Origin of the sequence: Actinoplanes sp. M2I2, from assembly GCF_023544445.1 — a bacterium.
In the GTDB taxonomy this organism is placed as follows: Bacteria; Actinomycetota; Actinomycetes; order Mycobacteriales; family Micromonosporaceae; genus Actinoplanes.
The window spans coordinates 437757-464592 of record NZ_JALPVJ010000007.1 but is presented as its reverse complement, the minus strand read 5'-3'; the positions used below and the strand labels follow the sequence as shown (position 1 = coordinate 464592).

27 protein-coding genes are annotated in these 26836 nt (G+C 71.1%); 14 read left to right on the top strand and 13 right to left on the bottom strand.

All coding sequences use genetic code 11. The annotated features are described in order from the left end of the window. Window positions 1-48: 48 nt before the first annotated feature. Window positions 49-864, bottom strand: coding sequence for a hypothetical protein (locus HJC40_RS16665; RefSeq protein ID WP_250001990.1), 816 nt, complete (start codon window positions 862-864; stop codon window positions 49-51). Window positions 865-1055: 191 nt separating this feature from the next. Between HJC40_RS16665 and HJC40_RS16660 the strand changes: the two genes are divergently transcribed. Continuing rightward, window positions 1056-2204, top strand: coding sequence for an FHA domain-containing protein (locus tag HJC40_RS16660; RefSeq protein ID WP_250001989.1), 1149 nt, complete (start codon window positions 1056-1058; stop codon window positions 2202-2204). A gap of 4 nt (window positions 2205-2208) precedes the next feature. Here HJC40_RS16660 and rocD read toward each other — a convergent pair whose 3' ends face one another. From rocD to HJC40_RS16640, 4 genes are all read right to left on the bottom strand, one after another. Beyond that, complete coding sequence (rocD, locus tag HJC40_RS16655; protein ID WP_250001988.1) at window positions 2209-3432, bottom strand: ornithine--oxo-acid transaminase; 1224 nt, start codon at window positions 3430-3432, stop codon at window positions 2209-2211. After that, on the bottom strand, window positions 3429-4235 hold the full coding sequence (gene ddaH / locus HJC40_RS16650; protein ID WP_250001987.1) for a dimethylargininase: 807 nt from the start codon (window positions 4233-4235) through the stop codon (window positions 3429-3431). The genes rocD and ddaH overlap by 4 nt, the downstream gene beginning before the upstream one ends. A 257-nt stretch (window positions 4236-4492) precedes the next feature. Then, the gene (locus HJC40_RS16645) at window positions 4493-5116 is read right to left on the bottom strand and encodes a hypothetical protein (protein WP_250001986.1); all 624 of its coding nucleotides are present in this window, start codon (window positions 5114-5116) and stop codon (window positions 4493-4495) included. Window positions 5117-5251: 135 nt separating this feature from the next. Further along, a complete protein-coding gene (locus tag HJC40_RS16640) occupies window positions 5252-5860 on the bottom strand; it encodes an ATP-dependent Clp protease proteolytic subunit (protein ID WP_250001985.1) in 609 nt (202 codons plus the stop codon). Between the two features lie 197 nt (window positions 5861-6057). On the opposite strand from HJC40_RS16640, the gene HJC40_RS16635 reads away from it, so the two are divergent. Further along, window positions 6058-6870: a DNA-formamidopyrimidine glycosylase family protein gene (locus HJC40_RS16635; protein WP_250001984.1), complete on the top strand. Its 813-nt coding sequence runs from the start codon at window positions 6058-6060 to the stop codon at window positions 6868-6870. A 37-nt stretch (window positions 6871-6907) separates the two neighbouring features. Here the strand turns inward: HJC40_RS16635 and HJC40_RS16630 are convergent, their stop codons facing one another. The 3 genes from HJC40_RS16630 to HJC40_RS16620 all read right to left on the bottom strand — a co-directional run bounded on the left by HJC40_RS16630 (window position 6908) and on the right by HJC40_RS16620 (window position 10985). Then, window positions 6908-8314: a polysaccharide deacetylase family protein gene (locus HJC40_RS16630; RefSeq protein ID WP_250001983.1), complete on the bottom strand. Its 1407-nt coding sequence runs from the start codon at window positions 8312-8314 to the stop codon at window positions 6908-6910. Window positions 8315-8427: 113 nt separating this feature from the next. Further along, window positions 8428-9798 (bottom strand): FAD-dependent oxidoreductase, encoded by a 1371-nt coding sequence (locus HJC40_RS16625; RefSeq protein ID WP_308200907.1) that lies wholly within the window; start codon window positions 9796-9798, stop codon window positions 8428-8430. Between the two features lie 23 nt (window positions 9799-9821). Continuing rightward, the gene (locus HJC40_RS16620; protein ID WP_250001982.1) at window positions 9822-10985 is read right to left on the bottom strand and encodes a glutamate--cysteine ligase; all 1164 of its coding nucleotides are present in this window, start codon (window positions 10983-10985) and stop codon (window positions 9822-9824) included. Window positions 10986-11138: 153 nt separating this feature from the next. Between HJC40_RS16620 and HJC40_RS16615 the strand changes: the two genes are divergently transcribed. The 3 genes from HJC40_RS16615 to HJC40_RS16605 all read left to right on the top strand — a co-directional run bounded on the left by HJC40_RS16615 (window position 11139) and on the right by HJC40_RS16605 (window position 15159). Further along, complete coding sequence (locus tag HJC40_RS16615; RefSeq protein ID WP_250001981.1) at window positions 11139-12530, top strand: carbohydrate-binding protein; 1392 nt, start codon at window positions 11139-11141, stop codon at window positions 12528-12530. Between the two features lie 121 nt (window positions 12531-12651). Beyond that, window positions 12652-13914, top strand: a complete 1263-nt coding sequence (locus HJC40_RS16610) for a chitinase (protein WP_250001980.1) — start codon at window positions 12652-12654, stop codon at window positions 13912-13914. A gap of 33 nt (window positions 13915-13947) precedes the next feature. Further along, on the top strand, window positions 13948-15159 hold the full coding sequence (locus tag HJC40_RS16605) for a chitinase (protein ID WP_250001979.1): 1212 nt from the start codon (window positions 13948-13950) through the stop codon (window positions 15157-15159). 5 nt (window positions 15160-15164) lie between these two features. Here HJC40_RS16605 and HJC40_RS16600 read toward each other — a convergent pair whose 3' ends face one another. Continuing rightward, window positions 15165-15833, bottom strand: coding sequence for a DedA family protein (locus tag HJC40_RS16600; protein ID WP_250001978.1), 669 nt, complete (start codon window positions 15831-15833; stop codon window positions 15165-15167). A gap of 105 nt (window positions 15834-15938) precedes the next feature. On the opposite strand from HJC40_RS16600, the gene HJC40_RS16595 reads away from it, so the two are divergent. From HJC40_RS16595 to HJC40_RS16570, 6 genes are all read left to right on the top strand, one after another. Then, window positions 15939-16271 carry a PadR family transcriptional regulator gene (locus HJC40_RS16595; RefSeq protein ID WP_250001977.1) on the top strand — a complete coding sequence of 111 codons (333 nt, stop codon included), beginning with the start codon at window positions 15939-15941 and terminating at the stop codon, window positions 16269-16271. Then, window positions 16268-17170 (top strand): hypothetical protein, encoded by a 903-nt coding sequence (locus HJC40_RS16590; protein ID WP_250001976.1) that lies wholly within the window; start codon window positions 16268-16270, stop codon window positions 17168-17170. The genes HJC40_RS16595 and HJC40_RS16590 overlap by 4 nt, the downstream gene beginning before the upstream one ends. A gap of 127 nt (window positions 17171-17297) precedes the next feature. Further along, window positions 17298-18944, top strand: a complete 1647-nt coding sequence (locus tag HJC40_RS16585) for an alpha-amylase family protein (protein ID WP_250001975.1) — start codon at window positions 17298-17300, stop codon at window positions 18942-18944. A 49-nt stretch (window positions 18945-18993) separates the two neighbouring features. After that, the gene (gene fabG / locus HJC40_RS16580; protein ID WP_250001974.1) at window positions 18994-19758 is read left to right on the top strand and encodes a 3-oxoacyl-ACP reductase FabG; all 765 of its coding nucleotides are present in this window, start codon (window positions 18994-18996) and stop codon (window positions 19756-19758) included. 49 nt (window positions 19759-19807) lie between these two features. Beyond that, entirely contained in the window at window positions 19808-20212 is a 405-nt protein-coding gene (locus HJC40_RS16575; protein WP_250001973.1) for a hypothetical protein, read from the top strand. A 2-nt stretch (window positions 20213-20214) separates the two neighbouring features. Next, a complete protein-coding gene (locus tag HJC40_RS16570) occupies window positions 20215-21678 on the top strand; it encodes a glutathionylspermidine synthase family protein (RefSeq protein ID WP_250001972.1) in 1464 nt (487 codons plus the stop codon). A 123-nt stretch (window positions 21679-21801) separates the two neighbouring features. Here the strand turns inward: HJC40_RS16570 and HJC40_RS16565 are convergent, their stop codons facing one another. Next, window positions 21802-22236, bottom strand: coding sequence for a hypothetical protein (locus HJC40_RS16565; protein ID WP_250001971.1), 435 nt, complete (start codon window positions 22234-22236; stop codon window positions 21802-21804). Beyond that, the gene (locus tag HJC40_RS16560) at window positions 22229-22594 is read right to left on the bottom strand and encodes a hypothetical protein (protein WP_250001970.1); all 366 of its coding nucleotides are present in this window, start codon (window positions 22592-22594) and stop codon (window positions 22229-22231) included. Before HJC40_RS16560 ends, HJC40_RS16565 begins: the two co-directional genes overlap by 8 nt. A 67-nt stretch (window positions 22595-22661) precedes the next feature. On the opposite strand from HJC40_RS16560, the gene HJC40_RS16555 reads away from it, so the two are divergent. Next, entirely contained in the window at window positions 22662-23567 is a 906-nt protein-coding gene (locus HJC40_RS16555) for a Gfo/Idh/MocA family protein (protein ID WP_250001969.1), read from the top strand. On the opposite strand, the gene HJC40_RS16550 is transcribed toward HJC40_RS16555, so the two are convergent. Then, window positions 23548-24777, bottom strand: coding sequence for a hypothetical protein (locus HJC40_RS16550; RefSeq protein WP_250001968.1), 1230 nt, complete (start codon window positions 24775-24777; stop codon window positions 23548-23550). The genes HJC40_RS16555 and HJC40_RS16550 overlap by 20 nt on opposite strands. Beyond that, window positions 24774-25283 (bottom strand): SigE family RNA polymerase sigma factor, encoded by a 510-nt coding sequence (locus HJC40_RS16545; RefSeq protein ID WP_250001967.1) that lies wholly within the window; start codon window positions 25281-25283, stop codon window positions 24774-24776. The genes HJC40_RS16550 and HJC40_RS16545 overlap by 4 nt, the downstream gene beginning before the upstream one ends. A 143-nt stretch (window positions 25284-25426) precedes the next feature. Here HJC40_RS16545 and HJC40_RS16540 point away from each other — a divergent pair, with 143 nt between their 5' ends. Both HJC40_RS16540 and HJC40_RS16535 read left to right on the top strand, forming a co-directional pair. After that, a complete protein-coding gene (locus tag HJC40_RS16540) occupies window positions 25427-26044 on the top strand; it encodes a sigma-70 family RNA polymerase sigma factor (RefSeq protein ID WP_250001966.1) in 618 nt (205 codons plus the stop codon). After that, on the top strand, window positions 26041-26778 hold the full coding sequence (locus tag HJC40_RS16535; protein ID WP_250001965.1) for an anti-sigma factor domain-containing protein: 738 nt from the start codon (window positions 26041-26043) through the stop codon (window positions 26776-26778). The genes HJC40_RS16540 and HJC40_RS16535 overlap by 4 nt, the downstream gene beginning before the upstream one ends. Window positions 26779-26836: the final 58 nt, after the last annotated feature.

Genomic DNA, 26836 nt, shown 5'->3' with positions numbered 1-26836 from the left:
AAAGCCCGGCCGGAACATCGTCCCGACCGGGCCTGGTGCGGAGGAGCGTCAGCTGCCGAGCGACTTGTAGAGGCTGTCCGGAGCCTCGGTCACCTCGGCGGCGGCCGGCTTGGCCACGCTGACCGGGGTGCCGTAATCGCTGTAGACGACCTTGAGCGGCTGAGCCGCCTGGCCGTTGACCGCCGGGATCTCGACGGTCATCTCGGAGAGCCGGCCCTGGTCGTCGGTGGTCGCGGTGAACGGCACCTTCTGGGCCTGGGCGCCGGTCTGGTCGACGGTCACCTGCGAGACGCCGGCCAGGCCGACCGCGTTGGTCAGGTCGAGCGTCCCGGCGTACGCGTTGGGGCCGGTGGAACGCACGTCGGTGGACGAGCTGAGCAGCTTCGACGTGTTGACCGGGTCGAGCTGGCCCGGGCGCAGTCCCACGTTGACGCCCTCGGGCAGCCGGGAGACGTCGACGTGGGTCCAGGTGCCGGCCTTGGTGAAGCCGGGGACCTGCAGGTAGAGATCCTGGCCGGCCAGGAGCGTCTTGATGTTGAGCTGGGCGTTCGGGCCGGTCGCGCTGAGCTCGGCCGTGCCGACACCCTGCGCCGGGTCGACCGCGCCGGTCAGCTTGAAGCCCTCGCCCGAGGTCGCGTTCAGCTTGAAGCTCGTGGTGCCGAGCTGCGAGGTCGCCTTGGTCAGCGCCTCGACCGCGGCCGGGTCGGCCGCGCTCACCGAGGCCGAGGCCGGAGCCGAGACCGGGGCCGAAGCCGCGCCGGACGGGGCCGTGCCCGACGACGTGCCGGAGTCGCAGCCGGCGATCGCCATCGCGGCCGTCGCCATCGTCGCGATACCCAGCCCCGCGAGCCGTGGTGTCCGCATGTCCGTCCCTTCAGCCCGGCCGGCCCTCGGAATGGGACCGGCTCTCGTCACCGACATCAATTCCCGAACGCCCGGAACGGCAAACGGACACGACGGACAACCGGACCGTCACAGAGGGGTGTCATACCGCTTGCGGCAAGCGCACGGCATGATTGCCGTTGCACATCATCCGCAGACCACCGGGAGGACCCGTGAGATTCGAGGTCAGCAAGGTCCTCGACGCGATCGAGGCGCGGCTCACCACTGATCCGGCACTCGCCCGTGCGGTGGTGGACCTGTCGGAGATCGTGCGATACGCCGATCTGGACGGCGGCCGCCCCGCCAGCTCCGTGCGCCTCGGCCTCGTCGTCGACGCCCTGGGCCGGCGGGTCGCCGAGGAGAACGTGCCGGTCTTCGTGGTGGCGCCGCGGGGCCTGCTCTCCGACACCGACCTGACCTCGAACGAGCGAATGGTCATCCGTCGCTGGGCCGACGACGGCAAGGTCGAGGTCGTGCCCCAGCTCGACGACCGGGTGTTCGAGGTGGCCGAGCTGCTCGGCCTGCCGGTGCTCACCCGCACGCGCGGCAACAGCGAGCGGTACCCCTGGGTCGACGAGCCGGGCCGCCTGCTGGCCGCGGTGGCCGGCGAGGGCGGCAGCACCGTGCTGATGGCCCGGGTCGGCCGGGGGGAGCCCCCGCAGCAGGCCGAGCGGTCGCCGCTGGGCGAGCGGCTGCTGGCCCGGGTGTGGAGCTGCCCCGAGCCCAACTGCACGAGTTTCGGCTCCGGCGGCGACCCGGACAGCCCGTTCGCCGACATGCGCACGTACACCAGCCCGGTGTCCCAGCCCCCGCCGGCGCTGCGCGGCGGCGTGCCGACCTGCCCCCGGCACGGCGCCCAGCTGCGCGATGCCGGCCAGCGGGCGGCCGTCGAGGTTCTCTCCGTCCGCATCGACGGCGTCATCCGGCGCCGGTTCGTGGTGTCGACCGACGAGCCGGTCGTGGTGGGCCGGGCCCCCGAGGGCGGGAACGGCGTCATGCTCGGCCAGTGGCTGACCGACGACGCCCGCAAGTGGATCAGCCGCGGGCACGTGCAGTTCACGCTGCGCACCGACGGCAACCTGACGGTGCAGGACATCAGCACCAACGGCAGCGGCGTGCGGCTCAACGGCTCGGCCAACGACGACGAGCGGATCGCCCTGCACCGCAGCGAGAGCCGCACCCTGGCCCCGACCGACGTGGTCGAGCTCTACGCCGGCATCCACGTGGGCCGGGCCAAGATGTGGGCCACCGGCGGCGTCGTCCAACCCGAGTCGGTGATGGCCGAGGCGCCGACGATGGCCCTCCGGAAGTTCGAACGCTGAGACCCTAGGCTCCGGCCTCCACCATGATCGCTGCCAGCTGGTCGACCGCCTGGTCGATCTCCTCGGCCGTCACGACCAGCGGCGGCGCCAGGCGGATCGTCGAGCCGTGCGTGTCCTTGGCCAGCACGCCGCGCTCGGCCAGCCGCTCGCACGCCTGCCGGCCGGTCAGCAGCGCCGGGTCGATGTCGACGCCGGCCCACAGGCCGCGGCCGCGCACGGCGACCACGCCCTTGCCGATCAGCGCGCCCAGCCGGGCGTGCAGCCGCTCGCCGAGCTCGGCCGAGCGTCGCTGGAAGTCGCCGGTGGCCAGCAGGCGCACCACCTCGCCGCCGACCGCGCAGGCCAGCGGGTTGCCGCCGAACGTCGACCCGTGCTCGCCCGGCTTGAGCACGCCGAGCACGGCACGGTCGGCGGCCACCGCCGAGACCGGCACGATGCCGCCACCCAGCGCCTTGCCGAGCACGTACATGTCGGGGACGACGCCCTCGTGCTCGATGGCGAACGTGCGGCCGGTGCGGCCGAGGCCGGACTGGATCTCGTCGGCGACCATCAGCACGTTGTGCTCGTCGCAAAGCGCCCGGACGGCCGCGAAATAGCCGGTCGGCGGCACCAGGACGCCGGCCTCGCCCTGGATGGGCTCGAGCAGCACGGCCACCGTGTGCGGGGTGATCGCCTCCCGCAGCGCGGCCTCGTCGCCGTAGGGCACGACGACGAACCCGGGGGTGTACGGCCCGAAGTCGGCCTTGGCGTCGGAGTCGGTCGAGAAGCTGACGATCGTCGTCGTCCGCCCGTGGAAGTTGCCGGCGGCGACGATGATCTCGGCCCGGCCGTCCGGAACGCCCTTGACCTGGTAGCCCCACTTGCGGCTCACCTTGATCGCGGTCTCGACGGCCTCGGCGCCGGTGTTCATCGGGAGCACCAGGTCCTTGCCGCAGAGCTCGGCCAGCGACCGGCAGAACTCGGCGAACTGGTCGTGCACGAAGGCCCGGCTGGTCAGCGTGATCCGATCGAGCTGGGCGTGCGCCGCGGCGATCAGCCCGGGGTGCCGGTGCCCGAAGTTCAGCGCCGAGTAGCCGGCGAGGAAGTCGAGGTAGCGGCGGCCGTCCACGTCGGTGACCCAGGCGCCCTCGCCCTCGGTGATCACCACGGGAAGCGGGTGGTAGTTGTGGGCGGTGTAGCGCTCGGCCTCGTCGAGCTCGGCCGGCGTCCTCAGGTCGACACTGGTCATCCGCGCACCTCCAGCGTGCAGCACTTGGGTCCGCCGCCGGCCTTGCGCAGCTCGGAGACGTCGACCGGGACGGTCTGATAGCCCGCGGCCTGCAGCTCGGCCGCGAGGTGGGTCGCCTGGACCGGCAGGACCACCGTGCGGCCGTCGCTGACGGCGTTGAGGCCGAGCACGGCGGCGTCCTCCTCGTTCGCGATCACCGCGTGCGGGTACAGCTGCCGGAGAACGGCCTGCGAACCGGGCGAGAAGGCGGACGGCAGGTACGCGACGTTGGTGTCGTCGAGCACGCACAGCGCCGTGTCGAGGTGATAGTAGGCCGGATCGACGAGCTGCAGCGAGATCACCGGACGGTGCAGGGCCTCCTGTGTCTCGGCGTGCGAGGCGTGCGCGGTGCGGAAGCCGGTCCCGGCCAGCAGCACGTCGCCGGCCAGCAGGATGTCGCCCTCACCCTCGTTGGTGTGCTTGGGCTCGATCACCTCGAAGCCGCGCTCACGGAACCAGGAAGCGTACGCGGGAGCCTCGTCGGCCCGCTCGGCGTCGCGGAACTGCACAGCCAGCACGCGACCGTCGACCACCGTGGCGCCGTTCGCGGAGAACACCATGTCGGGCAGCCCGGGCAACGGCTCGATCAGCTCGACCGTGTGGCCCAGCTCCAGATAGGTCTGCCGCAGGGTCTCCCACTGGCGGACGGCGAGCGCGTTGTCATAGGGCGCCGTGGGATCCATCCACGGGTTGATGCGATAGGTCACCGCGAAATGGGTGGGCCGGCACATGAGGTAGCGGCGCGGCGAAGCCGTGGTCGTCATGGCTGAAACGCTAGGCGTGCCGGACCGGCGAAGACCCCAGCTCAACCCTGCAAGCTGCTTTCGATCATTGCGTGCTCGGGGCCGGCGGCGAAGATTCGTTGCGACAGACCTCGAGGGTGGCCTGAACCAGGCCACCCTCGACGTCGAAGAGGTTGCCGGCGAACCGCCGGGCTTTTCCGGGGCGGGTCCGGTGGAAGCCGGACCCGGTTCCGATCAGTGCCTCGGGCGCATCGCCGTCGGCGAATATCTGGTACCCGTCAGAATCGGTCGGCAAACCGTGCGTCGAGCCACTCGCGAAGATTGTTCACGGGCTGCACATCGGTGCCGAGCCAGGAGAGCGAGCCGGTCAGCGCCAGCACGCCGAGCACGATCGCGCCGAGCGAGAGAACCATGCCGAGCAGGGCGTCGGTCTTGCCCGCGACGTGCCGCTTGCCGGTGGCGTGGATGCCGCTCAGCGACAGGACCAGGGCCAGGCCGGCGACGCCCAGGCCGTAGCCCAGGAGCGGGCCGGAGAGCACCAGCAGCACCGACGCCACGCCCAGGATCAGACCGAGGGTGGCGAGCAGGCTGGCGCGGGGCTTGGGGCCGGCCGGGGCGGCGGTCTCGCGGTCGACGGCGGCGGAGCCGGTCGGCCGGGCGCCCTCGGGACGGAACGGCGTGGCCGGCGGGGGAGGAGGGGCGACGGTGCGGTCCGCGTGCTTCGGGGCGGGTGGCAGGTCGGTCAGCGTGTCGGCGTCGTCGCGACGAGCGTGCACGGGACCGGGGCGTACCTCGGTCGTGTTGTCGTCACGGGGCCGGGCCACCGAGCCGGCACCGGCCGGGTGCTCGGGGGTCTCCGTGGTATCGCTCGTGGACTGGCGGGAGAACGTCGGGAGCCTCACGTCAGCACCTCCTTGACAGATTCGGGGATGCCCTGGTGTTACCCCGAACCGCTCGGAACGACACAACGGGCGCGTGGGAGGCCCCACGCGCCCGTGCCGTACCGGATGTTCTTACTGCTCAGAGGGTTTGACTGCTCAGACCAGCGAGGTCGTGTTGGTGACCTGGTTGGCCCGGCTGATCACGTGGTCCACGAGGCCGTACTCGCGGGCCTGCTCGGCGGTGAACCAGCGGTCGCGGTCGGAGTCGGCCTCGATCTCCTCGGGGGTGTGGCCCGAGTGGAAGGCGATCCGCTCGTTCATCACGTTCTTGATGTGCAGCATGCTCTCGGCCTGGATGGCGATGTCGGCCGCGGTGCCGCCGATGCCGCCGGAGAGCTGGTGCATCATGATCCGTGCGTGGGGCAGCGCGTACCGCTTGCCGGGGGTGCCGGCGCAGAGCAGGAACTGGCCCATCGAAGCGGCCATGCCCATCGCGATCGTCGCCACGTCGTTCTTGATGTACTGCATCGTGTCGTACACCGCCATGCCGGCGCTGATGGAGCCGCCAGGCGAGTTGATGTAGAGCGCGATGTCCTTCTCGCTGTCGGCCGAGGCCAGCAGCAGCATCTGGGCGCAGATGCGGTTGGTCACCTCGTCGTTGACCTCACTGCCGAGGAAGATGATCCGCTCCCGGAGCAACCGCTCGAACACCTGGTCATCGAAGGATGCGCCACCGCCCCGCATCGTCAACTCGTCAACACTCATGACAACACCCTCTCGCATCCGCCGCGGGACCTGTCACCCGACCGGCCGTTCCACGCGATTAAGTCTCCCCAGCGGGAGCCCCAGCTCCCAGCGATTCCCCTGTAGGCGAATCCGCTCACGGCAGAACCACCGCGCCGAACCGTCCCGATGTGAAGAGCCGGGCGTGGATCCGGGCGACCTGGGTACCGTTGCTCCCCGTGCCAGAGGGACACACCATTCATCGGCTCGCGGCTCGGCACCGGGAGCTCTTCGCCGGTCAGGTGCTGCGGGTCGGCAGCCCTCAGGGGCGCTTCACGGGCGGCGCCGTGCTGGTCGACGGCCGGCGGCTGATCGACACCGAGGCGTACGGGAAGCATCTCTTCCATCACTACGAGGGCGACCTCAGCGTGCACGTCCACCTGGGGCTGTACGGGAAGTTCACCGACGGGACGCCGCCGGTGCCCGAGCCGGTCGGGCAGGTGCGCATGCGCCTGGTCGCCGACGCGCACTGGCTCGACCTGCGCGGGCCGACCGCCTGTGAGGTGTTCGACCCGGGCCGGGCGCAGCTGCTGCGCGACCGGCTGGGCGCCGACCCGCTGCGCGACGACGCGGACGCCCGGTGGGCCGGGGAGAGGGTGCGCGCGAGCACCAAGGCGATCTTCGCCCTGCTGCTCGACCAGTCGATCGTCGCCGGGTGCGGGCTGATCTACGCCAACGAGGTGCTGTTCCGGGCGGGGCTCGCGCCGGGCACGCCGGGGCGGTCGATCGGCGCGGAGTGCTGGGACGAGCTCTGGACGGACCTGCGCGCGCTGATGAAGGAGGGCGTGCTCCGCGGGCGCATCGACACCGTGCACACGCGGCACACGCCCGAGGCGATGCGGCGGGCGCCGCGCGTCGACCGGCACGGCGGCGAGGTGTACGTCTATCGCCGGGCGGGTCAGCCGTGCCTGGTCTGCGGCACCGAGGTGGCTCGCGGCCCGATGGCCGGGCGCAACCTGTACTGGTGTCCGACCTGCCAACCGGCAGGCTGAGTCGGCCTGATCGAGGCCGGCGGCCGCAAAAGCTTGGTCAGCGCCGGGTGGCCGCCGGCGCCTCGGTGCTGTCCGGCTCGGGCGTGCCGGTCGGTTCCGGGTCGTCGGCGGCGGGCGGGGCGTCGGCCCGGTCGGCCGTGCGGTCGGGGATGCCGATCGCGAAGTTCTCGGTCAGCCAGGGCAGGAGCTGCTCGTACGCGGTGATGGTGGCCGGCTGGTTGAAGTCGTGCGACAACACGATCGACCCGGGCCGCACCTGCTCGCGGATGTCGTCGATCACCCGCTTGATGTGCTGCGGCTCGGTCTCCTTGTCGGGGTGGTCCCAGTCGCGCGGGTCGACCTGCCAGTAGAGCGAGGTCATCCCCGAGTCACCGGCGACGCCGACGAGACGGTCGGTGAAGTTGCCACCCGGGGCCCGGAAGAACGGGATCTTCGCGGCCGGGTCGGCGGCCAGGATCGCGGCGTTCGTCCGGTCCAGGTCGGCCTTGATCTCGGCCGGCTTGTCCTTACCGATCGTGAGGCTGTGGTCCCACGTGTGGTTGCAGAGCGTGTGCCCGTCCGCGACGATCTGGCGGACGATCTCAGGGTGCCGCTCGACCTGCGCGCCGACCACGCAGAAGACGGCCTTGACCTGGTACCGGTCGAGCAGCCGGAGGATCCGCGGCGTCTGCACCGGGTCGGGTCCGTCGTCGAAGGTCAGCGCGACGGTCTCGTTGCCCGTGGTGCGCAGCGACTGTCCCGGTCCGGCGCTGGGCTTCTCCGGGCCGGCCGGACCGGCCGCGTCGGTCGCCTCGGCGGCCGGGGGCACGCCGGGGACGTCGGCGGTCGGCTTGGGCGCGGCCTTCTCCGGCGTGCCCTTCCCCGGTGAGGCCGAGTCCTTCGACGATTCCTTGTTCTCCTTGGCCGGGGCGGCGGGGGAGGCGGGAGCGGTTGGCGCCGGGGCTTTGGTCTGGACGCCCGCGACCGCCTGGGCGGCCGCGTTCACCGCATCGATGCTGTCGCGCCTCTGCTCGGCCGGCAGGGCCAGGAGCAGGACGCCGACCGCGACCAGCGACGCCAGCAGCGCGCCCTGCCGGGTCCGGCCCAGCAGCAGCCAGGACTCGATCGGCAGGGTGCCGGGCGCACGGTGGCTGCCGGTGGCCGGCGGGCGTCCCGCAGCGGCGCGCTCAGCGGCCGGGCCACCCGCGGGCGGGCGGGTGACCGCATGACGGCCGCCGCGCGCCGGGCGTTGGTGGCGGGCCGACCGGCGCGGTGGTTCGGCCGAGGAGCGCTGGAGAGGTGTGGCGTCGAGCGCGTTCATGGTGACGCGCGGTCCATTGCGGACGCTCACGTCGGCCAGCGACTCGGGCCGGCGGTGCCGTCCGGTGGAGGTGGCGTACGCCGCGTCGGCCGCCCCGCCCGAGGCGTGATCCTGCGTCGGAATTCGGGGCGATTGCGGCGACATGCTGCATGCCTACCGTGCCTCATGATCATGCGCGAGACCGAATTGGTGGTCGTCACGCTACGCCGCGTGATAGTCCCTGGCAGCGCTCCGTGACTCGGGAACCACAAATACGGTCAAAGGCTGGCGTGTACCGCCTCGGTGGCCTTTCGGGCAGCGATCAGGATCGGATCCCACACCGGGGCGAACGGCGGCGCGTAGCTGAGGTCGAGGGCCGTCATGTCCTCGACGGTCATCCTGTTCCAGGTCGCGACCGCGAGCGCGTCGATCCGCTTGGCCGCCTCGGCGCGGCCCACGATCTGCGCCCCGAGCAGCAGGCCGGTGCGGCGCTCGGCGATCAGCTTGACGGTCATCAGCTGGGCGCCGGGGTAGTAGCCGGCCCGGCTCGTCGAGTCGACCGTGGCGGTGACGAAGGCGTACCCGGCCGCCTCGGCCTCTTTGGACGTCAGGCCGGTGCGGGCCACCTCGAGGTCGCACACCTTGGTGACCGCGGTGCCGATCACTCCGGGGAAGGTGGCGTAGCCGCCGCCGATGTTGATGCCGGCGACCCGGCCCTGCTTGTTGGCGTGGGTGCCGAGCGGCACGTGCACGGGCCGGCCGGTGAGCAGGTGGCGCGTCTCGACGCAGTCCCCGGCCGCCCAGACCCCCTCCAGCCCCTCGACCCGCATGCGCAGGTCGGTGCGGACGCCCCCGGTCGGGCCCAGCGGCAGGGACCCCTCACGGGCCAGCGCGGTGTTCGGGCGTACGCCCAGGCCCAGCACCACCAGATCGGCCGGCAGCGAGCCGCCCGGGGTGACCACCGCCCGCACCCGGCCGCCCGCGGTCTCCAGGCCGTCGACGTGCGCGTCGGTCACGACCTCGATGTCCATGCCGCGCATGGCCTTCTGCACCAGCGCGCCCATGTCGGGGTCGACGGTCTTGCCCATCGGCTGGGGCGACTTGTCGAGCAGCGTGACGTGCAGCCCGCGGTGCACCATGGCCTCGGCCATCTCGACGCCGATGTAACCGCCGCCGATCACCACGGCGTTGCGCGGTTTCGGTTCGCGGTCGAGCCAGGCGTGGATGGCCTCGCCGTCGCCGAGCGTCTGCACCCCGAAGACGCCCTGGTCGCGCACCCGCGCCCACTCCGGCATGACCGGCACCGCGCCGGTGGCGTACACCAGGTGGTCGAACGGCTCGCGGACCTCGCCGCCGCCGTCGAGGTCGTGGGCCAGCACCTCGCGACGGTCGAGGTCGATGCCGACCACCTCGTGGCGCAGCCGCACGTCGATGCCGGCCTTGCGGTGCTCCTCGGGCGTCCGGGCGATCAGCGCGTCCCGCTCCGGGACGGCGCCGCCGATCCAGTACGGGATGCCGCAGGCCGAGTACGACGTGAAGGACCCCCGCTCGAACACGACGATGCCCAGATCGCTCTCGCCCAGGCGCTTGCGGGCCTGCGAGGCGGCCGACATGCCGGCAGCGTCACCGCCGATGACCACCAGCTTCACCGGCTCAGCCTACGTCCGCCGGATCACTTCTCCGCGGTGTCGCCGCGGGTGAGCCGGGCGAAACGGTCCACCACGTCGGAGACCGAGCCGCCCTGGGCCAGGATCGCCCGCTGGCGGGCGGCCCCGGTGCCGTGCGAGCGCAGCCGGCCCATCAGCGTGGTCGCCGTCTCGAGGTCGCCGTGGCGTTCGAGCTCGGGCCGCACGTAGTCGAACAGCTGGCGCATCAGCCGCCAGGCCGGGCGTGGCTCACGGGTGGCCATGTCGATGTTCAGCCCCTCGAGGCCGTCGTGCGCGGCCCGCCAGTGCGCGGCCATCAGCAGCGGATGCGGCACGTCGGGGGCGGGCCGGCCCTCGCGCACCTCGTTCATCAGGGTGGCCACCAGGGCCCGGGCCAGGGCGGCGAGCAGCACCGCGTCCTCGGCGGTGGGCATGACGTCGCCCATCCGGATCTCGACGGTGGGGTAGTTCGCGGAGAGCCGGGCGTACCAGTAGAGCATTCCCTCGTCGAGCATCGCGCCGCTCGCGATCAGGTCGCCGATCAGCTGGTGATATTCGTCGACCGAGTGCAGATAGGGCGTGGGCCCGACGGTGGGCCAGCGCTCCCAGAGCAGGGATCGCCAGCTGGCGTAGCCGGTGTCGCGCCCGCCGGTCAGCGGCGAGTTGGTCGTGGCCGCGTGGAAGATCGGCAGCCAGGGCCGCAGGTGGTTGAGGATCTGCACGCCGGTCTCGTCGTCCGGGACGCTGACGTGCACATGCGTGCCGCACATGCCGGGGCCGGGGGAGAGGTCGCCGAAACGCTCGCGCATGCGGTGGTACCGCGGCTTGTCGACGAACCGGATGTGCGGCCCGGCGGCCGGTCCGGTGCCCATCGCGATCAGCCGGGCCCCGGCGGCCTCGGCGGCTGCGGCCACAGTCTGGCGCAGCCCGCTCAGCGCCTCGGTCAGCGCGCCCAGCTCGAGCTGGGGTGGGCTGGCCACCTCGATCTGGCTGCGCATCAGCTCGTGCTGGACGACCTCGCGCATCTCGGCCGGCACATGGTCGAAGACTTCCTCGACCGCCTCGACGGCGCGCGGCTCGACCGCGTCGACCAGCAGATACTCCTCTTCGACCCCGAGCGTGAGCAGATCGTTCGACTCGGCCTTCTCGGCCAGTGCGGGGTCAATGGTGGTCGAGTCCGCGGTGTCCATGCGCGGGCTGTACCCGGTCGTTGCCCCAGGGAAACTGTGCCGTTCGCAGGTGTGAACGGGCAATCGAGGAACGTCCATGTTGACAACACATTTGTAACAAGCGTGAAATCCGCTGAGAGCGCTCTCACATCACCCCCCGAAAGAAGGCGCATCATGACTCGACGGATACGCGGCCTGTTCGCGTCGGCCGCCGCGATACTCGCGGTCGCTGCCACCGCGGTCTTCACGGCCGACGCCAACGCGGCCGTTCCCAGCGCACCGCCCGGCATGTCGCTGGCGTTCAGCGACGACTTCACCGGCGCGGCCGGGACCGGGCTGAACCGGTCCAACTGGCTCTACGACATCGGGCACGGCTATCCCGGCGGCGCCTCGAACTGGGGCACCGGCGAGATCGAGTACATGACCGACTCGACGAACAACGTCTACCAGGACGGCAACGGCAATCTGGTGATCAAGCCGCTGCGCGACGCAGCCGGCAACTGGACGTCGGGCCGGGTCGAGACCCAGCGCACCGACTTCGCCGCGCCCGTCGGCGGCAAGGTCCGCATCGAGGCGCGGATTCAGCAGCCCAACGTCAGCGGAGCGGCGGCCGCCGGATACTGGCCGGCGTTCTGGGCGCTGGGGGCGGCGGCCCGGCCGGTCGGCGCGACGAACTGGCCGAGCATCGGCGAGTGGGACATCATGGAGAACATCAACGGCCGCGAGTCGGTGTTCGCCGCTCTGCACTGCGGCACCAGCCCGGGCGGTCCGTGCAACGAGACCACCGGCATCGGCAGCGGCGAGCGCGCCTGCAGCGGCTGCAAGACCGGTTTCCACACGTACGCGATCGAGTACGACCGCAGCACCTCGCCCGAGCAGCTGCGGTGGTATCTCGACGGCAACAACTACTTCACCCTGACCTCGAACTCGGTCGACGCCACCACCTGGAACAACGCGACGCATCACGGCATGTTCGTGATCCTCAACGTGGCCATCGGCGGTGGCTTCCCGGCTGCGTTCGGGGGCGGGCCGACGGCGGCCACCCAGCCGGGCGTCCCGATGCTCGTGGACTACGTGGCCGTCTGGCAGAGCTCGGGCGGCGGCACCACTCCGCCGACGACCACCCCGCCACCCACGACCACGCCGCCCCCCTCCGGTACCCGGGACGCCTTCGCGCGGATCGAGGCCGAGTCGTTCAACGCGTCGGCCGGCGTGCAGGTCGAAGCCTGTTCCGAGGGTGGTCAGGATGTCGGTTACATCGCCAACGGTGACTGGCTGCAGTTCAACAACGTCAACTTCGGTACGGGCGGCGTGCGCGACTTCGTCGCCCGGGTCGCGTCGGGCGCCGGCTCCGGGGTCAGCGGCCTCATCCAGGTGCGCCTGGACAGCCGCACCAGCGCGCCGATCGGCAGCTTCGCCCTCGGCGGCACCGGTGGCTGGCAGACCTGGCAGTCGATCCCCGGCAACGTCGCCAACGTGACCGGCACGCACACGGTCTTCCTGACCTTCTCGAGCGGCCAGGCGGCCGACTTCGCCAATGTGAACTGGATCCAGTTCCGTCGATAGAGCCACCTCCACCCGCGGGGCCGGACCTTTAAGGATGTTTAAGGTCCGGCCCTCTGGACTTTTACTGTTAACAGTCCTAATGATTGACGCATCTCATTGGGTTCGGGTGAAGGAGATGGCCATGAGGCGGTCCAGATCGGTAGTCCTGGCGACGGTCACGGCGCTCGTCGCCGGTGGCGCGGCGACCTACTTCACCAGCACGGCGTCGGCCGCGGCAGCCTGCGCGCCGGCGTGGAGCGCCACGCAGGTCTACGTGAACGGCAACACCGCCTCGCAGAACGGGACCAACTACTCGGCCAAGTGGTGGAACCAGAACGAGTCCCCGGCCACTCACAGTGGACAGTGGGACGTCTGGAAGAACGACGGCGCCTGCGGGGGTACGACCCCGACCACGCCGCCTACGACTCCTCCCACCACCCCGCCGACGACGCCACCGACGACCCCGCCCACCACACCGCCGACGACCACCCCGCCGTCGAACGGGCAGCTGCCGAAGCACTTCCTCACCGGCTACTGGCAGAACTTCGACAACGGCGCGGCCCCGCTGAAGCTCGCCGCCGTGCCGAACACCTACGACCTCGTCGCGGTCGCCTTCGCGGACGCGGCCGGCACGCCCGGCGCGGTCACCTTCAACCTCGACCCGGGGCTGGCCGGCGCGGTCGGCGGCTACACCGACGCCCAGTTCAAGGCCGACGTCGCCACGCTGCACTCGCGCGGCAAGAAGGTCGTCATCTCGGTCGGTGGTGAGAAGGGCACGGTCGCCGTCAACAGCGCCGCGGCCGCCACCGCGTTCGCCGACTCGGTGTACCGGCTGATGACCACGTACGGCTTCGACGGCGTCGACATCGACCTGGAGAACGGCCTCAACGCGACCTACATGGCTCAGGCGTTGCGCAGCCTGCGGGCCAAGGCGGGCGCCGGCCTCATCATCACCATGGCGCCGCAGACCATCGACATGCAGTCGGCGCAGTCCTCCTACTTCGCGCTGGCGCTGAGCATCAAGGACATCCTGACCGTGGTGTTCACCCAGTTCTACAACTCCGGCTCGATGCTCGGCTGCGACAACAACGCCGCGTACAGCCAGGGCACGGTGAACTTCCTGACCGCGCTGGCCTGCATCCAGCTGCAGAACGGCCTGCGTCCCGACCAGGTCGCGCTGGGCCTGCCGGCGAGCACCCGCGCCGCCGGTGGCGGCTACGTGGCCCCGTCTGTCGTCAACAACGCGCTCGACTGCCTGGCCCGGGCCACCAACTGCGGCTCCTTCCGGCCGCCGGCCACCTACCCGGCCATCCGGGGCGCGATGACCTGGTCGATCAACTGGGACGTCACCAACGGCAACGGCTTCGCCAACACCGTCAAGCCCCACCTCGCCACCCTCCCCTGATCCACCCCCACCCCCGTAGCAGGAGAAACCCCCTTGAAGCTGAGCAGGAAGTTGCTCATTCTCGGCACGGTCGCCGCAGCCGGTACGGCTGCCGCGGTGCTGCCGATGGCCGTCTCGAACGCGGCCGCCGCCTGTGCCCCCGCGTGGAGCTCGAGCGCCGTCTACGTCAAGGACAACGCGGCCTCGCAGAACGGCCACAACTACACCGCCAAGTGGTGGTCCCAGGGCGACTCGCCCTCGACCCACAGTGCACAGTGGGACGTCTGGGCCGACAACGGCGTCTGCGGCGGCGGCACCACGTCCCCGACCACGCCGCCGACCACGCCGCCCACCACGCCCCCGACCGGCCCGACCACGCCGCCGGCCACCGGCGCCAAGATGGTCGCGGCGCCGTACGTCTACCCCGGCTGGGGCAACCCGCCGGCGCCGTCGACGCTCGCCGGGACCGGCGTCAAGGCCTTCACGATCGCGTTCGTCCTGGCTGCCAACGGCTGCAACCCGGTCTGGGACGGCGAGAGCGGGCTGACCGGTGGCGTCCACGCGACCTACATCGCCCAGGCGCGGGCGGCCGGCATGGACATCGTCCCGTCGGTCGGCGGGTGGAGCGGCAACAAGCTCGGCCCCAACTGCGCGACCCCGGAGGCGCTGGCCGGCGCGTACCAGAAGATCATCGACGCCTTCCAGCTGAAGTCCATCGACATCGACATCGAGAACTCCGACGAGTTCGAGAACGCCGTCGTCCAGGACCGCGTCCTGAACGCGCTGAAGATCGTCAAGCAGAAGAACCCGTCGGTGAAGACGATCCTGACCTTCGGTACCTCGCCGACCGGCCCGAACTTCTACGGCACGCGGCTGGTGCAGCAGGCCAAGGCGCTCGGCGCCAACATCGACATCTTCACTCAGATGCCGTTCGACTTCGGCGGCGGCGCCGACATGTACGGCTCGACCGTGGGCGCCACCGAGGGCCTGAAGAATCTGCTGAAGACCACGTTCGGCTACACCGACGCGCAGGCGTACTCGCACATCGGCATCTCCGGCATGAACGGCCTGTCCGACCAGCAGGAGCTGACGAGCGTCGAGACGTGGACCCGGATCCGGGACTACGCGAAGAGCAAGGGCCTGTCCCGCTTCACCTTCTGGGCGGTCAACCGGGACCGGGGCTGCGCCGGTGGCGGTGTGGTCTCCAACTGCTCCGGCATCGCGCAGGGCGACTGGGCCTTCACGAGGATCAGCGCCGGCTTCTAGACGCTTTACCGCTCACTCGACGCGCGGCCGCTCCGTCCAGCGGCCGCGCGTCGCCTTTTCCGCACCTTCTTGACGACCCAGCTGCCGACCGAGAGCACGATGAGCGCCCAGATGGCGTAGTCGAAGTACTGGCTGTATTTCTCGAGGTCCTGCCAGCGCGAGCCGAGCGCGTAGCCGCCGCCCACGAAGATGGCGTTCCAGACGCCGCTGCCGATCGTGGTGAAGATCGCGAATTGGCCCAGGGGCATGTGGTTGGCGCCGGCCGGGATCGAGATCAGGCTGCGGACCACGGGCGCGCACCGTCCGAAGAGCACAGCCGCCTTGGCGTGCCGCTCGAACCAGCTGTCGGCCTTGTCGAGGTCGTCGGCGTCGACCAGGGGGATGCGGTCGAGCCAGCGGCGCAGCCGTTCCTCACCCAGGCCGTAGCCGAGCCAGTAGAGCAGGAGCGCGCCGCCGACCGAACCGGCGGTGGCCGCGACGAAGACGAGGATCAGGTTGACCCGGCCCTGGCTGGCCAGATAGCCGCCCAGGGACAGGACGATCTCGCTGGGAATCGGCGGTATGACGTTCTCGAGGGCGACGAGCAGGCCGACGCCCAGCTCGCCGAGCGACTCGATGACGGACGCGACCCATCCCGTCAGCCCACCCTGCTGGCTCAGACCCGATTCTGCCACCGCCCCTTCGTACCCGGCCAAGCTGAAACCAACCTGAAGCGTGACTGTCCCACTCGCTCCCGAAGAGGGGCCGCCATATACCGACGATCGGTATATGCTTCCGGCGTGAATGAGCCGACCTTCCTGATCCTCACGGCGCTCGCCGGCGAGTCCCAGCACGGCTATGCCGTGATCGAGGACGTCGAGCGGATGACCGGCGGCCGGGTGCGCCTGCGCGCCGGCACCCTCTACGCGGCCCTCGACCGTCTGCGCGGTGAGGGTCTCATCGAGGTCGATCGGGAAGAGGTCGTCCAGTCCCGCCTGCGGCGCTACTACCGGCTCACCGGGGCCGGTGAGCAGAGCCTCGCGGCCGAGACAGCCCGCCTGCGCGAGCAGGCCACCATCGCGGAGGGGCGTCTGCGCGCCCGCCGCGCCGACTTCGGGGGAGCCACCGCGTGACCATGCCCGAGATCCGCTACCGCCGCCTGCTCGCGCTCTATCCGCGCGACTTCCGCCGGGAGTACGAGGAGGAGATGCTCGGCGTCCTGATGGCCGACCCGCGGCCGGGCCCGGCGCAGGTCTTCGACGTGCTGCGCGGGGCGCTCGCCGCTCACCTGCGAGGGTCGGCCCGGGAGAGCCGGGCGGCCCGGGTGGTGCAGGTCTTCGGGGCGATGCTGCTGTTCGCGGTGGCGCTGCGCCGGGTCTCCGGTGGCGTGCGTGGGGCACTGCGCGACTATCTCGGCTCGGTTCCCGTCGACGCGGTGAGCTGGGTGCGGCTGGCCGGCTGGGGCGTCGTCCTGGTGGCCGCCTTCGTCGGGTGGCGGATGCTGGGCGCGGTCGGGGCGACAGCGGGGTTGGCCGGCGAGATCCTGTCCCCGGCTCGCTTCTATCTGGACACTCCGGCCTCGGTGCTGTGGGCCTTCTGGTTGATCGTCGCTGCGGTCGTGGTGCTGATCGCCGGGCTCGTCGCCGAGCGGGGCCGGGCCCGGCCGGCCGGCTGGGGGTGGGTCGCAGCGGCCGGGATGGTCCTGGTCGTGCAGGGCACGCTGATCTCCTACAGCTGGCGGTGGGCGGTGGCTGGGCTCGCAGTGGCACTGGTCGGCGCGGCGGTGCTCCGGCAGGAGCCGGGCCTGCGCCGCCGGCTGGCCTGCTGGGCCGCGCCGGTCATCGTGACGGTGCCGCTGGTGCAATGGGGCTTCGGCGGTTTCATCGAGTACAACATGCGGCATCCGGAGTCGACGCAGCTGATCGGGCCGCTGCAGTGGGCGGCGCTGGTGCTCGTCCCGGTCGCTGCCTTTGCGGGCGCGTCGGTGCTCGACCGCCGCGGTCTCCCGCCGGCGCCCGCGCGGCAGGGGTGAACGGTGGGCGCCGGGCCGGCGGATGACCGTACCGGCCCGGGGTCCCGTTGCAACCGGCCCGGTGCGGGCGAGTGGTGCACCGGGGTGTGCGGTTTCGGCATGTGGAGCATCGGTGAAAGAAAGAGGCATGACTGACCGGTGGTATCAGAAGGCCGTTGTCTACTGCGCCGACATCGACACGTTCGCCGACTCCGACGGGGACGGGTGCGGTGACATCCGGGGGATGATCGGCCGGCTCGACTACCTGGCCCGGCTCGGCGTCACCTGCCTGTGGCTCAACCCGATCCACCCGTCGCCCGACCGCGACGACGGCTACGACGTCACCGACTTCTACAACGTCGACCCGCGTTTCGGCAGCCTGGGTGACTTCGCCGAGCTGCTCCACCAGGCCGGCAACCTGGGCATCAAGGTGATCATCGACCTGGTCGTCAACCACACCTCCGACAAGCACCCGTGGTTCCAGTCGGCCCGCTCGTCGCCCGATTCGCCGTACCGCGACTGGTACGTCTGGTCGGACACCGAACCGTCCGACCGCAAGCAGGGCATGGTCTTCCCGGGAGAGCAGGACGAGACCTGGACCTACGACCGCACGGCGAAGAGCTGGTACTACCACCGGTTCTACAAGTTCCAGCCCGACCTCAACATCACCAACCCCGAGGTCCGCGAAGAGATCAAGAAGATCTGCGCGTTCTGGCTCCAGCTGGGCGTGGCCGGGTTCCGCATGGACGCCGTGCCGTTCATCATCGAGGAGACCCAGCCGGGCAACCCCAACGCCACCAAGGATCTCGACTTCCTCACCGACCTGCGGCAGTGGGTGCAGTGGCGCAAGGGCGACGCGGTGCTGCTGGCCGAGGCGAACGTCGAGCCCGACGAGCTGAACAAGTTCTTCGGCGACGGCGGCGGCTCGAACAACCGCATCCACATGCTGTTCGACTTCATGCTCAACACCCGGCTCATCCTGGCCCTGGCCCGCGAGGACGCGGAGCCGATCATCGACGGCCTGCGCGACACCCCCAAGCTGCCGGCCGGCGGGCAGTGGGCCACCTTCCTGCGCAACCACGACGAGATCGACCTGTCCCGGCTGACCGCCGAGCAGCGCGCCGAGGTGTTCGCGAAGTTCGGCCCCGAGCCCGAGATGCAGCTCTACGGCCGGGGCATCCGGCGGCGGCTGGCCCCGATGCTGGGCAACGACCGGCGGCACATCGAGCTGGCCTACGCCCTGCAGTTCAGCCTGCGCGGCACCCCGGTCCTGCGCTACGGCGAAGAGATCGGCATGGGCGAGGACCTGTCGCAGGAGGGCCGGCACGCCATCCGCACCGGCATGCAGTGGTCCCACCTGCCCAACGGCGGCTTCTCGGCGGCCAAGACCGGTGACCTGGTCCGTCCCGTGATCTCGGGTGGTGACTTCGGCTGGGAGCAGGTCAACGTCACCGTCCAGCGGCATGACCCGCGGTCGCTGCTCTCCTGGTTCGAGCGCATGATCCGGACCCTCCGCGAGGCGCCCGAGGTCGGCGCGGGCAGCTGCACGCACATCGATATTCCGGCCCCGACCAGTGTGTTGGTCCACCGGGCGGACGGCGAGACCGGCACGATGGTCTTCGTGCACAACCTGGGCACCGAAACGGCGACCCTCGATCTCAGCTCCCTCGCCGCCGAGGCCGAGGAGCCCAACGACGTCCTGGCCGATCAGGAGTACGCCGAGCTGGGCAAATGGGACAAGGTCGAGGTGGCCGGCTTCGGGTACCGATGGATCCGCCTACGGCGTACGCCGTGACGGCGGGTTAAAGTGCACTCTTAGTGCACATTGACTTACGGAGGATCGAGTGTCGCAGTCCGCTCCCACCCGCGTTGCCATCGTCACCGGAGCCGCCCGCGGCATCGGTGAGGCCACCGCTCGCCAGCTCGCCGCCGACGGCATGGCAGTCGCCGTCGTCGACCTGGACGAGGGCGCTTGCGCCAACACGGTGACCGCGATCCACGACGCGGGCGGGACGGCGCTCGCGGTCGGCGCCGACGTCTCCGACGCGATCCAGGTCAACTCGGCCATCGACCGGGTCGTCGCCGAGCTGGGCGCGCCGACCGTCCTGGTCAACAACGCCGGCGTGCTGCGCGACAACCTGCTCTTCAAGATGACCGACGACGACTGGGAGACCGTGATGGCGGTCCACCTGCGCGGCGCGTTCCTGTTCAGCCGGGCCGTGCAGAAGCACATGGTCGACGCCGGCTGGGGCCGCATCGTCAGCCTGTCCAGCACCTCCGCGCTCGGCAACCGCGGTCAGGCCAACTACGCCGCGGCCAAGGCCGGCCTGCAGGGCTTCACCAAGACCCTGGCGATCGAGCTGGGCCGGTTCGGCATCACGGCCAACGCGGTCGCCCCGGGCTTCATCGTGACCGACATGACCGCGGCCACGGCGGCCCGCGTCGGCGTCGATTTCGCCCAGTTCGAGCAGGCCGCGGTCGCTCAGATCCCGGTCGGCCGGGCAGGTCGCCCCGAGGACGTGGCGAACACCGTATCCTTCCTCGTCAGTGAGGGTGCCGGCTTCGTCTCGGGCCAGGTCATCTATGTTGCCGGAGGGCCCCGCGCATAGAGCGGAAGTTGCCGGGAGGCGCTACAAAGGGATGATGATGAACCGACGCATGAGCTCGCGTAGTGTGTCGCTGACCAGCACGTTCTTGCTCCTCGCGGCGGGCGGCGCAGCAGCGTGCGACAACGATGACGACTACCAGGACGCCGGTTTCTACTGCGCCGACGCCAACGGCACCGTCGTCGACGAGGACTACTGCGACGACAACGACAACAACGGCGGATCCGGCCTCGGCGTCCTTCCGTTCTTCATCTGGTATTCGTCGGCCTACCGGCCGGGCTACCCGGTCGGCTCCGTCCTGCCGGCCGGGGGCAACCGGTTCGCCTACAACGACCGGGCCGCCCGGCAGTCGTTCGGTCTTCCGGCCAGCGGCAAGATCGCCAACGGCACGGTGAAGACCAGCGTGGTCGGCAAGGGCGGCGCCGCCCGCGGCTCCGGCAAGAGCTCGGGCGGCTGAGCGTGCGACGTGTTCCGTACGGTCCGGTCCGCGACGGCTGGAAGCTCACCAACTACAGCCTCGGGCTGACCTACAACGACACCGAACTGCCCGACGGCACCATGGTGTCGTACTGGCAGGAGGGCCCCTACTACGACTTCACCACGGCCGAGATCGAGGAGCTCGAGACCGCCACCACGGCGATCTTCGAGATGTGCCTGGAGGCCGGTGACTGGATGGTGAAGCAGTGCCCGCGTCACACGGTGCAGGGTCGCAAGGACGGCTACTTCGCGTCGGTGTGCAACCCGTCGACGTGCTTCCTGGCCAAGATCGGCATACCCGAGTTCGCGCATGAGCAGATCATCCGGACCTGGTTCGACGGCGACGCCGAGACCTGGACGCATTACGACAAAGACCCCGAGATGCGCCTGCCGATGGAGACGCCGGACTACTCGCCGAGTGTCTACGGCCGCTTCGATCTCTGGTACAACGGCGCCGGGAGCACGCCCAAGCTGCTCGAGTTCAACGCGCAGACACCCACCTCGCTGGTCGAGAGCGCGGTCATCCAGTGGCACTGGGTCGACCAGACCGGCGTGACCAAGCACCCGTGGCGCCAGTGGAACTCGATCCACGACCGCCTGGTCGGCTGGCCCGCGGCCCCCGGTGAGCCGGGCGACCCGGGCGCCTGGCGGCGCAACATCACCAAGCTCCGCGAGGCCCGCACCTGGCTCCCCGAAAAGCCCAAGATCTTCTTCGCGTACGAGACGTCCGAGACCTCGGGCGAGGACCGGATGAACGTGGCCTACCTGATGGCCACGGCCGAGGAGGCGGGCTACCCGGTCGAGCTGATCGCGATGAGCCAGATCGGCTGGGACGTCGCCGGCGACCGCGTGGTCTTCGTGCCCGCCCCCGGCAAGGAACACCAGGCCGAGCCGATCGACGTCATCTTCATGCTCTATCCGTGGGAGTGGTTCTGGACGGAGGAGGGCGGCAAGGCCTTCTTCCGCAACATGGCCGACCCCACCAAGCACGGCACGGTCTGGATCGAGCCGCCCTACAAGGCCGCGCTGCTCGGCAACAAGGCCCTGCTGCCGGTGCTCTGGATGCTCTTCGGCGACCATCCGGAGCGCAGCAAATACCTGCTGCCGGCCTATTTCGCCGAGTCGTCCAAGGCGGCCTCGCTCACCAGTTACGCCAAGAAGCCGATCTGGGGTCGCGAGGGCGGTTCGGTCACGCTCGTGCGCGACGGGCAGACCATCACCGACAACCCTTCCGAGTACGGGTCGGACGGGCGCTTCGTCGTGCAGGAGCTGTGTGAACTGCCGTCCTTCGAGGGGCTCGAGGGCACGGTCCACCCGGTGATCGGTTCGTGGCTGATCGACGGCGAACCGGCCGGCATGGGCATCCGTGAGGGCCTCGGCGTCAACGGCCTGGTGACCAACAACCTGAGCTTCTTCGTCCCGCACACCATCGAGGCCGACGACTGACGCCTGCACCGCCGGTGGCGCCGGGCCGCGGCCCGGCGCCACCGGGAACGGTGTCAGGAAGAGGCGTCGCCGTCCGGCCGGGGCGGTGTCAGGAAGAGGCGTCGCCGCCCGGCCGCGGCGGTGTCAGGAAGAGGCGTCGCCCGGCCGGGGACGGTGGCGCCAGATCCACCACAGGCCGATGAAGGGCAGCACCAGCGGGACGTAGCCGTAGCCGCTGCCGAACTTCGACCACACCGTGTCGTCCGGGAAGGCGACCGCGTCGGCGATGCTCAGGAGGCCCACCGCGAGCACGCCGATCAGCTCGATGCTGCAGCTGACCAGGGCGATCAGCCGCCCCCGGATGCCGCCGACGGCCAGGCCGACCGTCGCCGAGAGGTAGACCAGGCCGGCGAACGCCGACAGCAGGTAGGCCAGCGGGGCCTCGTCGAAGTGCGTGCTGATCTGTACGAGGGCGCGGGCGCTGGCCGAGAGCGCGAAGATGCCGTACACCAGCAGGAGCACGCGGCCGAGGCCGGTGCCGAGGGCGGCGTCGCGGGGGCGGGTCGAGGAGTCAGGCACCGGTCACCGACGCGATCTGCTGCAGCCGCAGCACCAGAACCGGGATCACCAGGCAGGCGATGCCGAGGATGAGGCTGCCCCACCGGGTCGGTTCGAGGCGGGCCAGATAGGCGGCGACCGGCGTGAACGCGATCGTCGTGATCAGGTAGCCGGCGAAGGTGGCCGTGTCGCTCGGGCGGGAACCGTCGAAGAGGCCGACGACGGCGACCACGACCAGGACCGCGACCAGCGCGCTGAGCACCACGGCGGCCAGCAGGTCGAAGCGGCTCGGGGCGCGGTTGAGGGCGGAGCGCAGCAGATACCACGCCGCCAGCACCAGGGCGGCGATGATGGTCGCCACCGACAGAGGACCGTTCACCCGGCACAGCGTACTGATGGATCTCGGCCTGGTAGCTTGCGGCTCAAGCTCACGAGAGGCAGGCGACATGCGCTTCGGACTGTTCGGTACGGGACCCTGGGCGCATCTGGCCCACGCGCCCGCCTTGGCCGCCCACCCGGAGGCCGAGTTCGTCGGGGTGTGGGGGCGCAATCCCGACAAGGCCGCCGAGCTGGCCGGGGAGCACAGCGTCCGCGCCTACACCGATCAGGACGAGTTGATCGCCGACGTGGACGCCGTCGCGATCGCCCTGCCACCGGACGTGCAGGCCCCGCTCGCGCTGCGGGCCGCCCGGCAGGGCCGGCACCTGCTGCTCGACAAGCCGGTGGCGTTCACCAACGAGGAGGCCGCCGAGATCGTCGCCGCGGTCACCGAGCGCGGGCTGGCCTCGGTGGTGTTCTTCACCCGCCGCCTGTTCCCGCAGATCGCCGAGTTCGTCGCGGACGCGGCGGCGACCGGCGGCTGGACCGAGGCCCGGATCGACCACCTCGGCTCGATCTTCACCGACGACAACCCGTTCGGCGCGTCGCCCTGGCGCAAGGCGAGCGGCGGGCTGTGGGACGTCGGCCCGCACGCGCTCGCCCTGGTGCTGCCGGTGCTCGGCGCGGTGACCGAGGTGGCCGGGATGACCGGCCCGCGCGACATGACCCACCTGCTGCTGCGGCACGCGAGCGGCACGATCAGCAACCTCACCCTCTCGGTCGACGCGCCACCGGCCGCCGAACGCGAGGACGCCCAGTTCGCCGGCGAGGCCGGGGTGCGCCCGGTGCCCGACGCGCCGTGGTCGCCGACCGAGGCTCTGGGTCTCGCGATCGACCAGCTGATCGCCGCGGCCGCCGGTGGGCCGCCGGTCGAGCTGGACGTCCGCTTCGGGGCCGAGGTGACCGCCGTGCTGGTCGCCGCGCAGCAGGCGATCACCTCGGGTCGTACGGTGACTATCGGCAACGCCAGATGACCGGCACAGCCGGTTTCGACGGGTCGGCGACGCCGCTCAACGCTGTGCCGGCCACCGTCCGGGCGTCGTCGCTGACGTTCTCGATGAGGAAGTTGGCGGTGCCGTCCATGATCGGCGCCGGGTAGGCGGGAAGGCTCAGAACCTGGCGGCCGACGAACACTTTCGGCTCGGCCGCCATGAATTGCCCGTGGAACGTGCCGGCGACCTGCGTCTCCATCTGCCAGTCGGCCAGCTTCTGCCAGATGCGGGACCGCAGGTCGTACCGGTAGATCGGGGTGTCGCGAGCCTCGCCCCCGAGGAACCCCGCCGGGCTCGGCTCGGCCATCGGCAGGAACAGGGTGCCGTAGAGCCAGCCGTGGCTGAAGGCCATCGGCAGGAACCCGTCGGCCTTGCGGCCCTCGACCGTGGGCAGGCCGACGTATCCGGAAGTGCCGTCGGGCCACCACAGGTAGGCGCGCCCGCCGATCTCGCCGATGATCGTTCCGTCCGGCGCGATGTCGGTGACCGTCGGCTGAACGTTGCCGAGGCCGGCCGGCACGGGCAGGGGAGTGGGCTCGGCGTCCGGGGACGTCCACCGCACGGGCCGTCGTTGGCCCGGTGGGCCGCTCCGCCCGGCGATCACTCCGGCGTCATTGATCGCGTTCGCTTCGCCGGGAGCGCCGGCCAGCTTGCGGACCTCCCCGTTCTCGAGGACCCACGGGTCGGAGTTGCCTCGGGGATCGCTTCCGACCGCGACGCCGGAGCCGTTGACGTCGTTCATCCGGACCCCGGGGCTGCCCTTGCGGACGTCCCGCGGCCGCACGTCGGCCACGAGTTCGCCGTTGTGCCACAGGAGGACCGAGTGGCTGACGGGCGGGGTGGGAAGGTGCGCGTCGGACATGCCGACGAGCCAGGCGCCACTCGGGTCGCCACCACTGACCTCGGCGCTCTCGTGCGGCCCGGTCGGCAGCGGGCCGGCCGTGCACGCGGCCGGCAGGACCGGGTCGGGCGGCAGGTCGGGCCCCGGCCGCGGAGTCTGCTGCGTGGCCACCAGTACGCCGCCGGTCAGCGCGGCGACCAGCACCGCGGCCAGGGTCGAGCCGCCGGTCCACCAGCGGCGGCGCCGACGGCGGCCGTCGCGCATCGCCTTGCCCACGTCGATCGCGGACGGGCCCTCCGGGTCGCCGCCCAGCGGCCGCAGCACCAGGATGCCGTACTCCTCGTCGTTCACAGCGCACCTCCGACGCGGTCACCCAGGATCCGGCGCAGGGCGTTCAGCCCGTGCGACGTCTGGCTCTTCACGGTGCCCTCCGAGCAGCCGAGCAGCTGGGCCACGTCGGCGACCGAGCGGTCGCAGAGGAAGCGCAACACCAGGACGGCCTGCTGGCGGGCCGGGATCCGGTCGAGGGCGGCACGCAGCACCGCCCGCTCCTCCGTCGAAGCGGCCCCGGCGGCCGGGCCGGTCGGCCGGTCGGGGGGCACGTCTCGCAGGCTCACCCGCCACCAGCCCCGGCGCTTCTCGTCGAGGAACGCCCGTACGAGCATGGTGTGCACGTAGGCGTCGAGGTTCTCGACCTTCGCGATGCGCGGCCATTTCGCGTACAGCTTGGTTATGGTCTCCTGCACCAGGTCGTCGGCCTGGTGCTCGTCGCCGCCCAGCAGGAAGGCGACGCGCCGCAGGGCCGGGATCCGCCCGGAGACGTACTCGAGGTAGCCGGCGTCCGATTCGTCGTTCATCCCCGCTCCCGTCTTGTCGTCCATCAATAGACGGCGCCTTGCCGGTTGAGGTTGTAGGGAGAATCTCGGCCGCCCGACCAGTCTGCGGGTCCGGGCGCACCGAATCGGGGTTTGAATGGCGGCAACAGCGAGAGGCGGGTCCCATGGCGGAGCGCGGTGTCAGCCGTCGCCCGGAGCACCTGGCGGCGGTTCCGGGAACAGCGCCGCCTCCGGTGGAGGCGGGTGACCTGCTGCGTCAGGTGGCGCGTGGCGACGAGACGGCGTTCGGCAAGCTCTACGACCTCGTCGCCCCCCGGGTCTACGGCTTGATCCGGCGGGTGTTGCGGGACCCGGCGCAGGCCGAGGAGGTCGCCCAGGAGGCGATCGTCGAGGTGTGGCGCACGGCGGCCCGCTTCGACCCGGCGCGCGGCTCGGCCACCTCCTGGATCTTCACGATCGCGCACCGGCGGGCGGTCGACCGGGTGCGGTCCGAGCAGGCCGCGAGCGAGCGGACGATGCGGGCCGGGGCGGCGTCGGTCGACACGCCCTACGACGCGGTGGTCGACGAGGTCGCCGGGCGGCTCGAACGCCAGCAGGTGCGCCGCTGTCTGGACGACCTGACCGAGTTGCAGCGCCAGGCCGTGACGCTGGCCTACTACCAGGGCCATTCGTATCCACGGGTGGCCGAGCTGCTCGGCACGCCGCTGCCGACGGTGAAGACGAGGATGCGCGACGGGCTGATCCGCCTGCGCGACTGCATGGGAACGGGGGCCTCGGCATGACCACGGACATCCACACCCTGGTCGGCGCCTACGTGCTCGACGCGGTGGACGACATCGAGCGGGCCTCGTTCGAGCGGCACCTGCGCGAGTGCGACCCGTGCCGGGCCGAGGCCGGCGAGCTGAGCGAGACGGCCGCCCGGCTGGCCGACAACACCTGGTCGGTGCCGCCGCCGCGGCTGCGCACCGATGTCATGGCCGAGATCGGGCGGACCCGTCAGTTGCCGCCGGTGGTCGAGGGGTCGCGCGCGGCCCGGACGACTCCGCGCCGGTGGCGCTTCACCGCCGCGGCCGCCGCGGTGGTCGCCGCGATCGGCGCCGGTTCGGCCGTCTACGTGGTCCAGGACCAGCGCGTACGCGAGGGGCAGCAGGTCGCCGAGGCGGCCCGCGCGAACGAGGCCCGCGTCCGGGCGATCCTCGCGTCGCCCGACGTGGTGGTGCGCAAGCAGGCGGTCTCGACCGGGGGCCGGGTCACGGTGGCCACGTCGCGCCTGCACAACGCGGGCGTGGTGATGCTGTCGGCCGATGCCGCGCCCACCGACCGCGTCTATCAGCTCTGGACCATCCGGCCCGGCGGCGCGCCGCGGAATGCCGGGGTGCTGCGCGAGGGTCAGGCGGCGGACGTCGTGGTGCTCGAGGGGCTGCCCGGCGCGACCGACGTCGGTCTGACGATCGAGCCGCCGAACGGTTCGGCGACGCCGACGCTGCCGATGATCGCCGACGTCAAACTTGTTTGAGGTTCGACCAATCCGCTGCACGGTTCGCCACGAATCAGGAGTGAAGGTACATACTCCA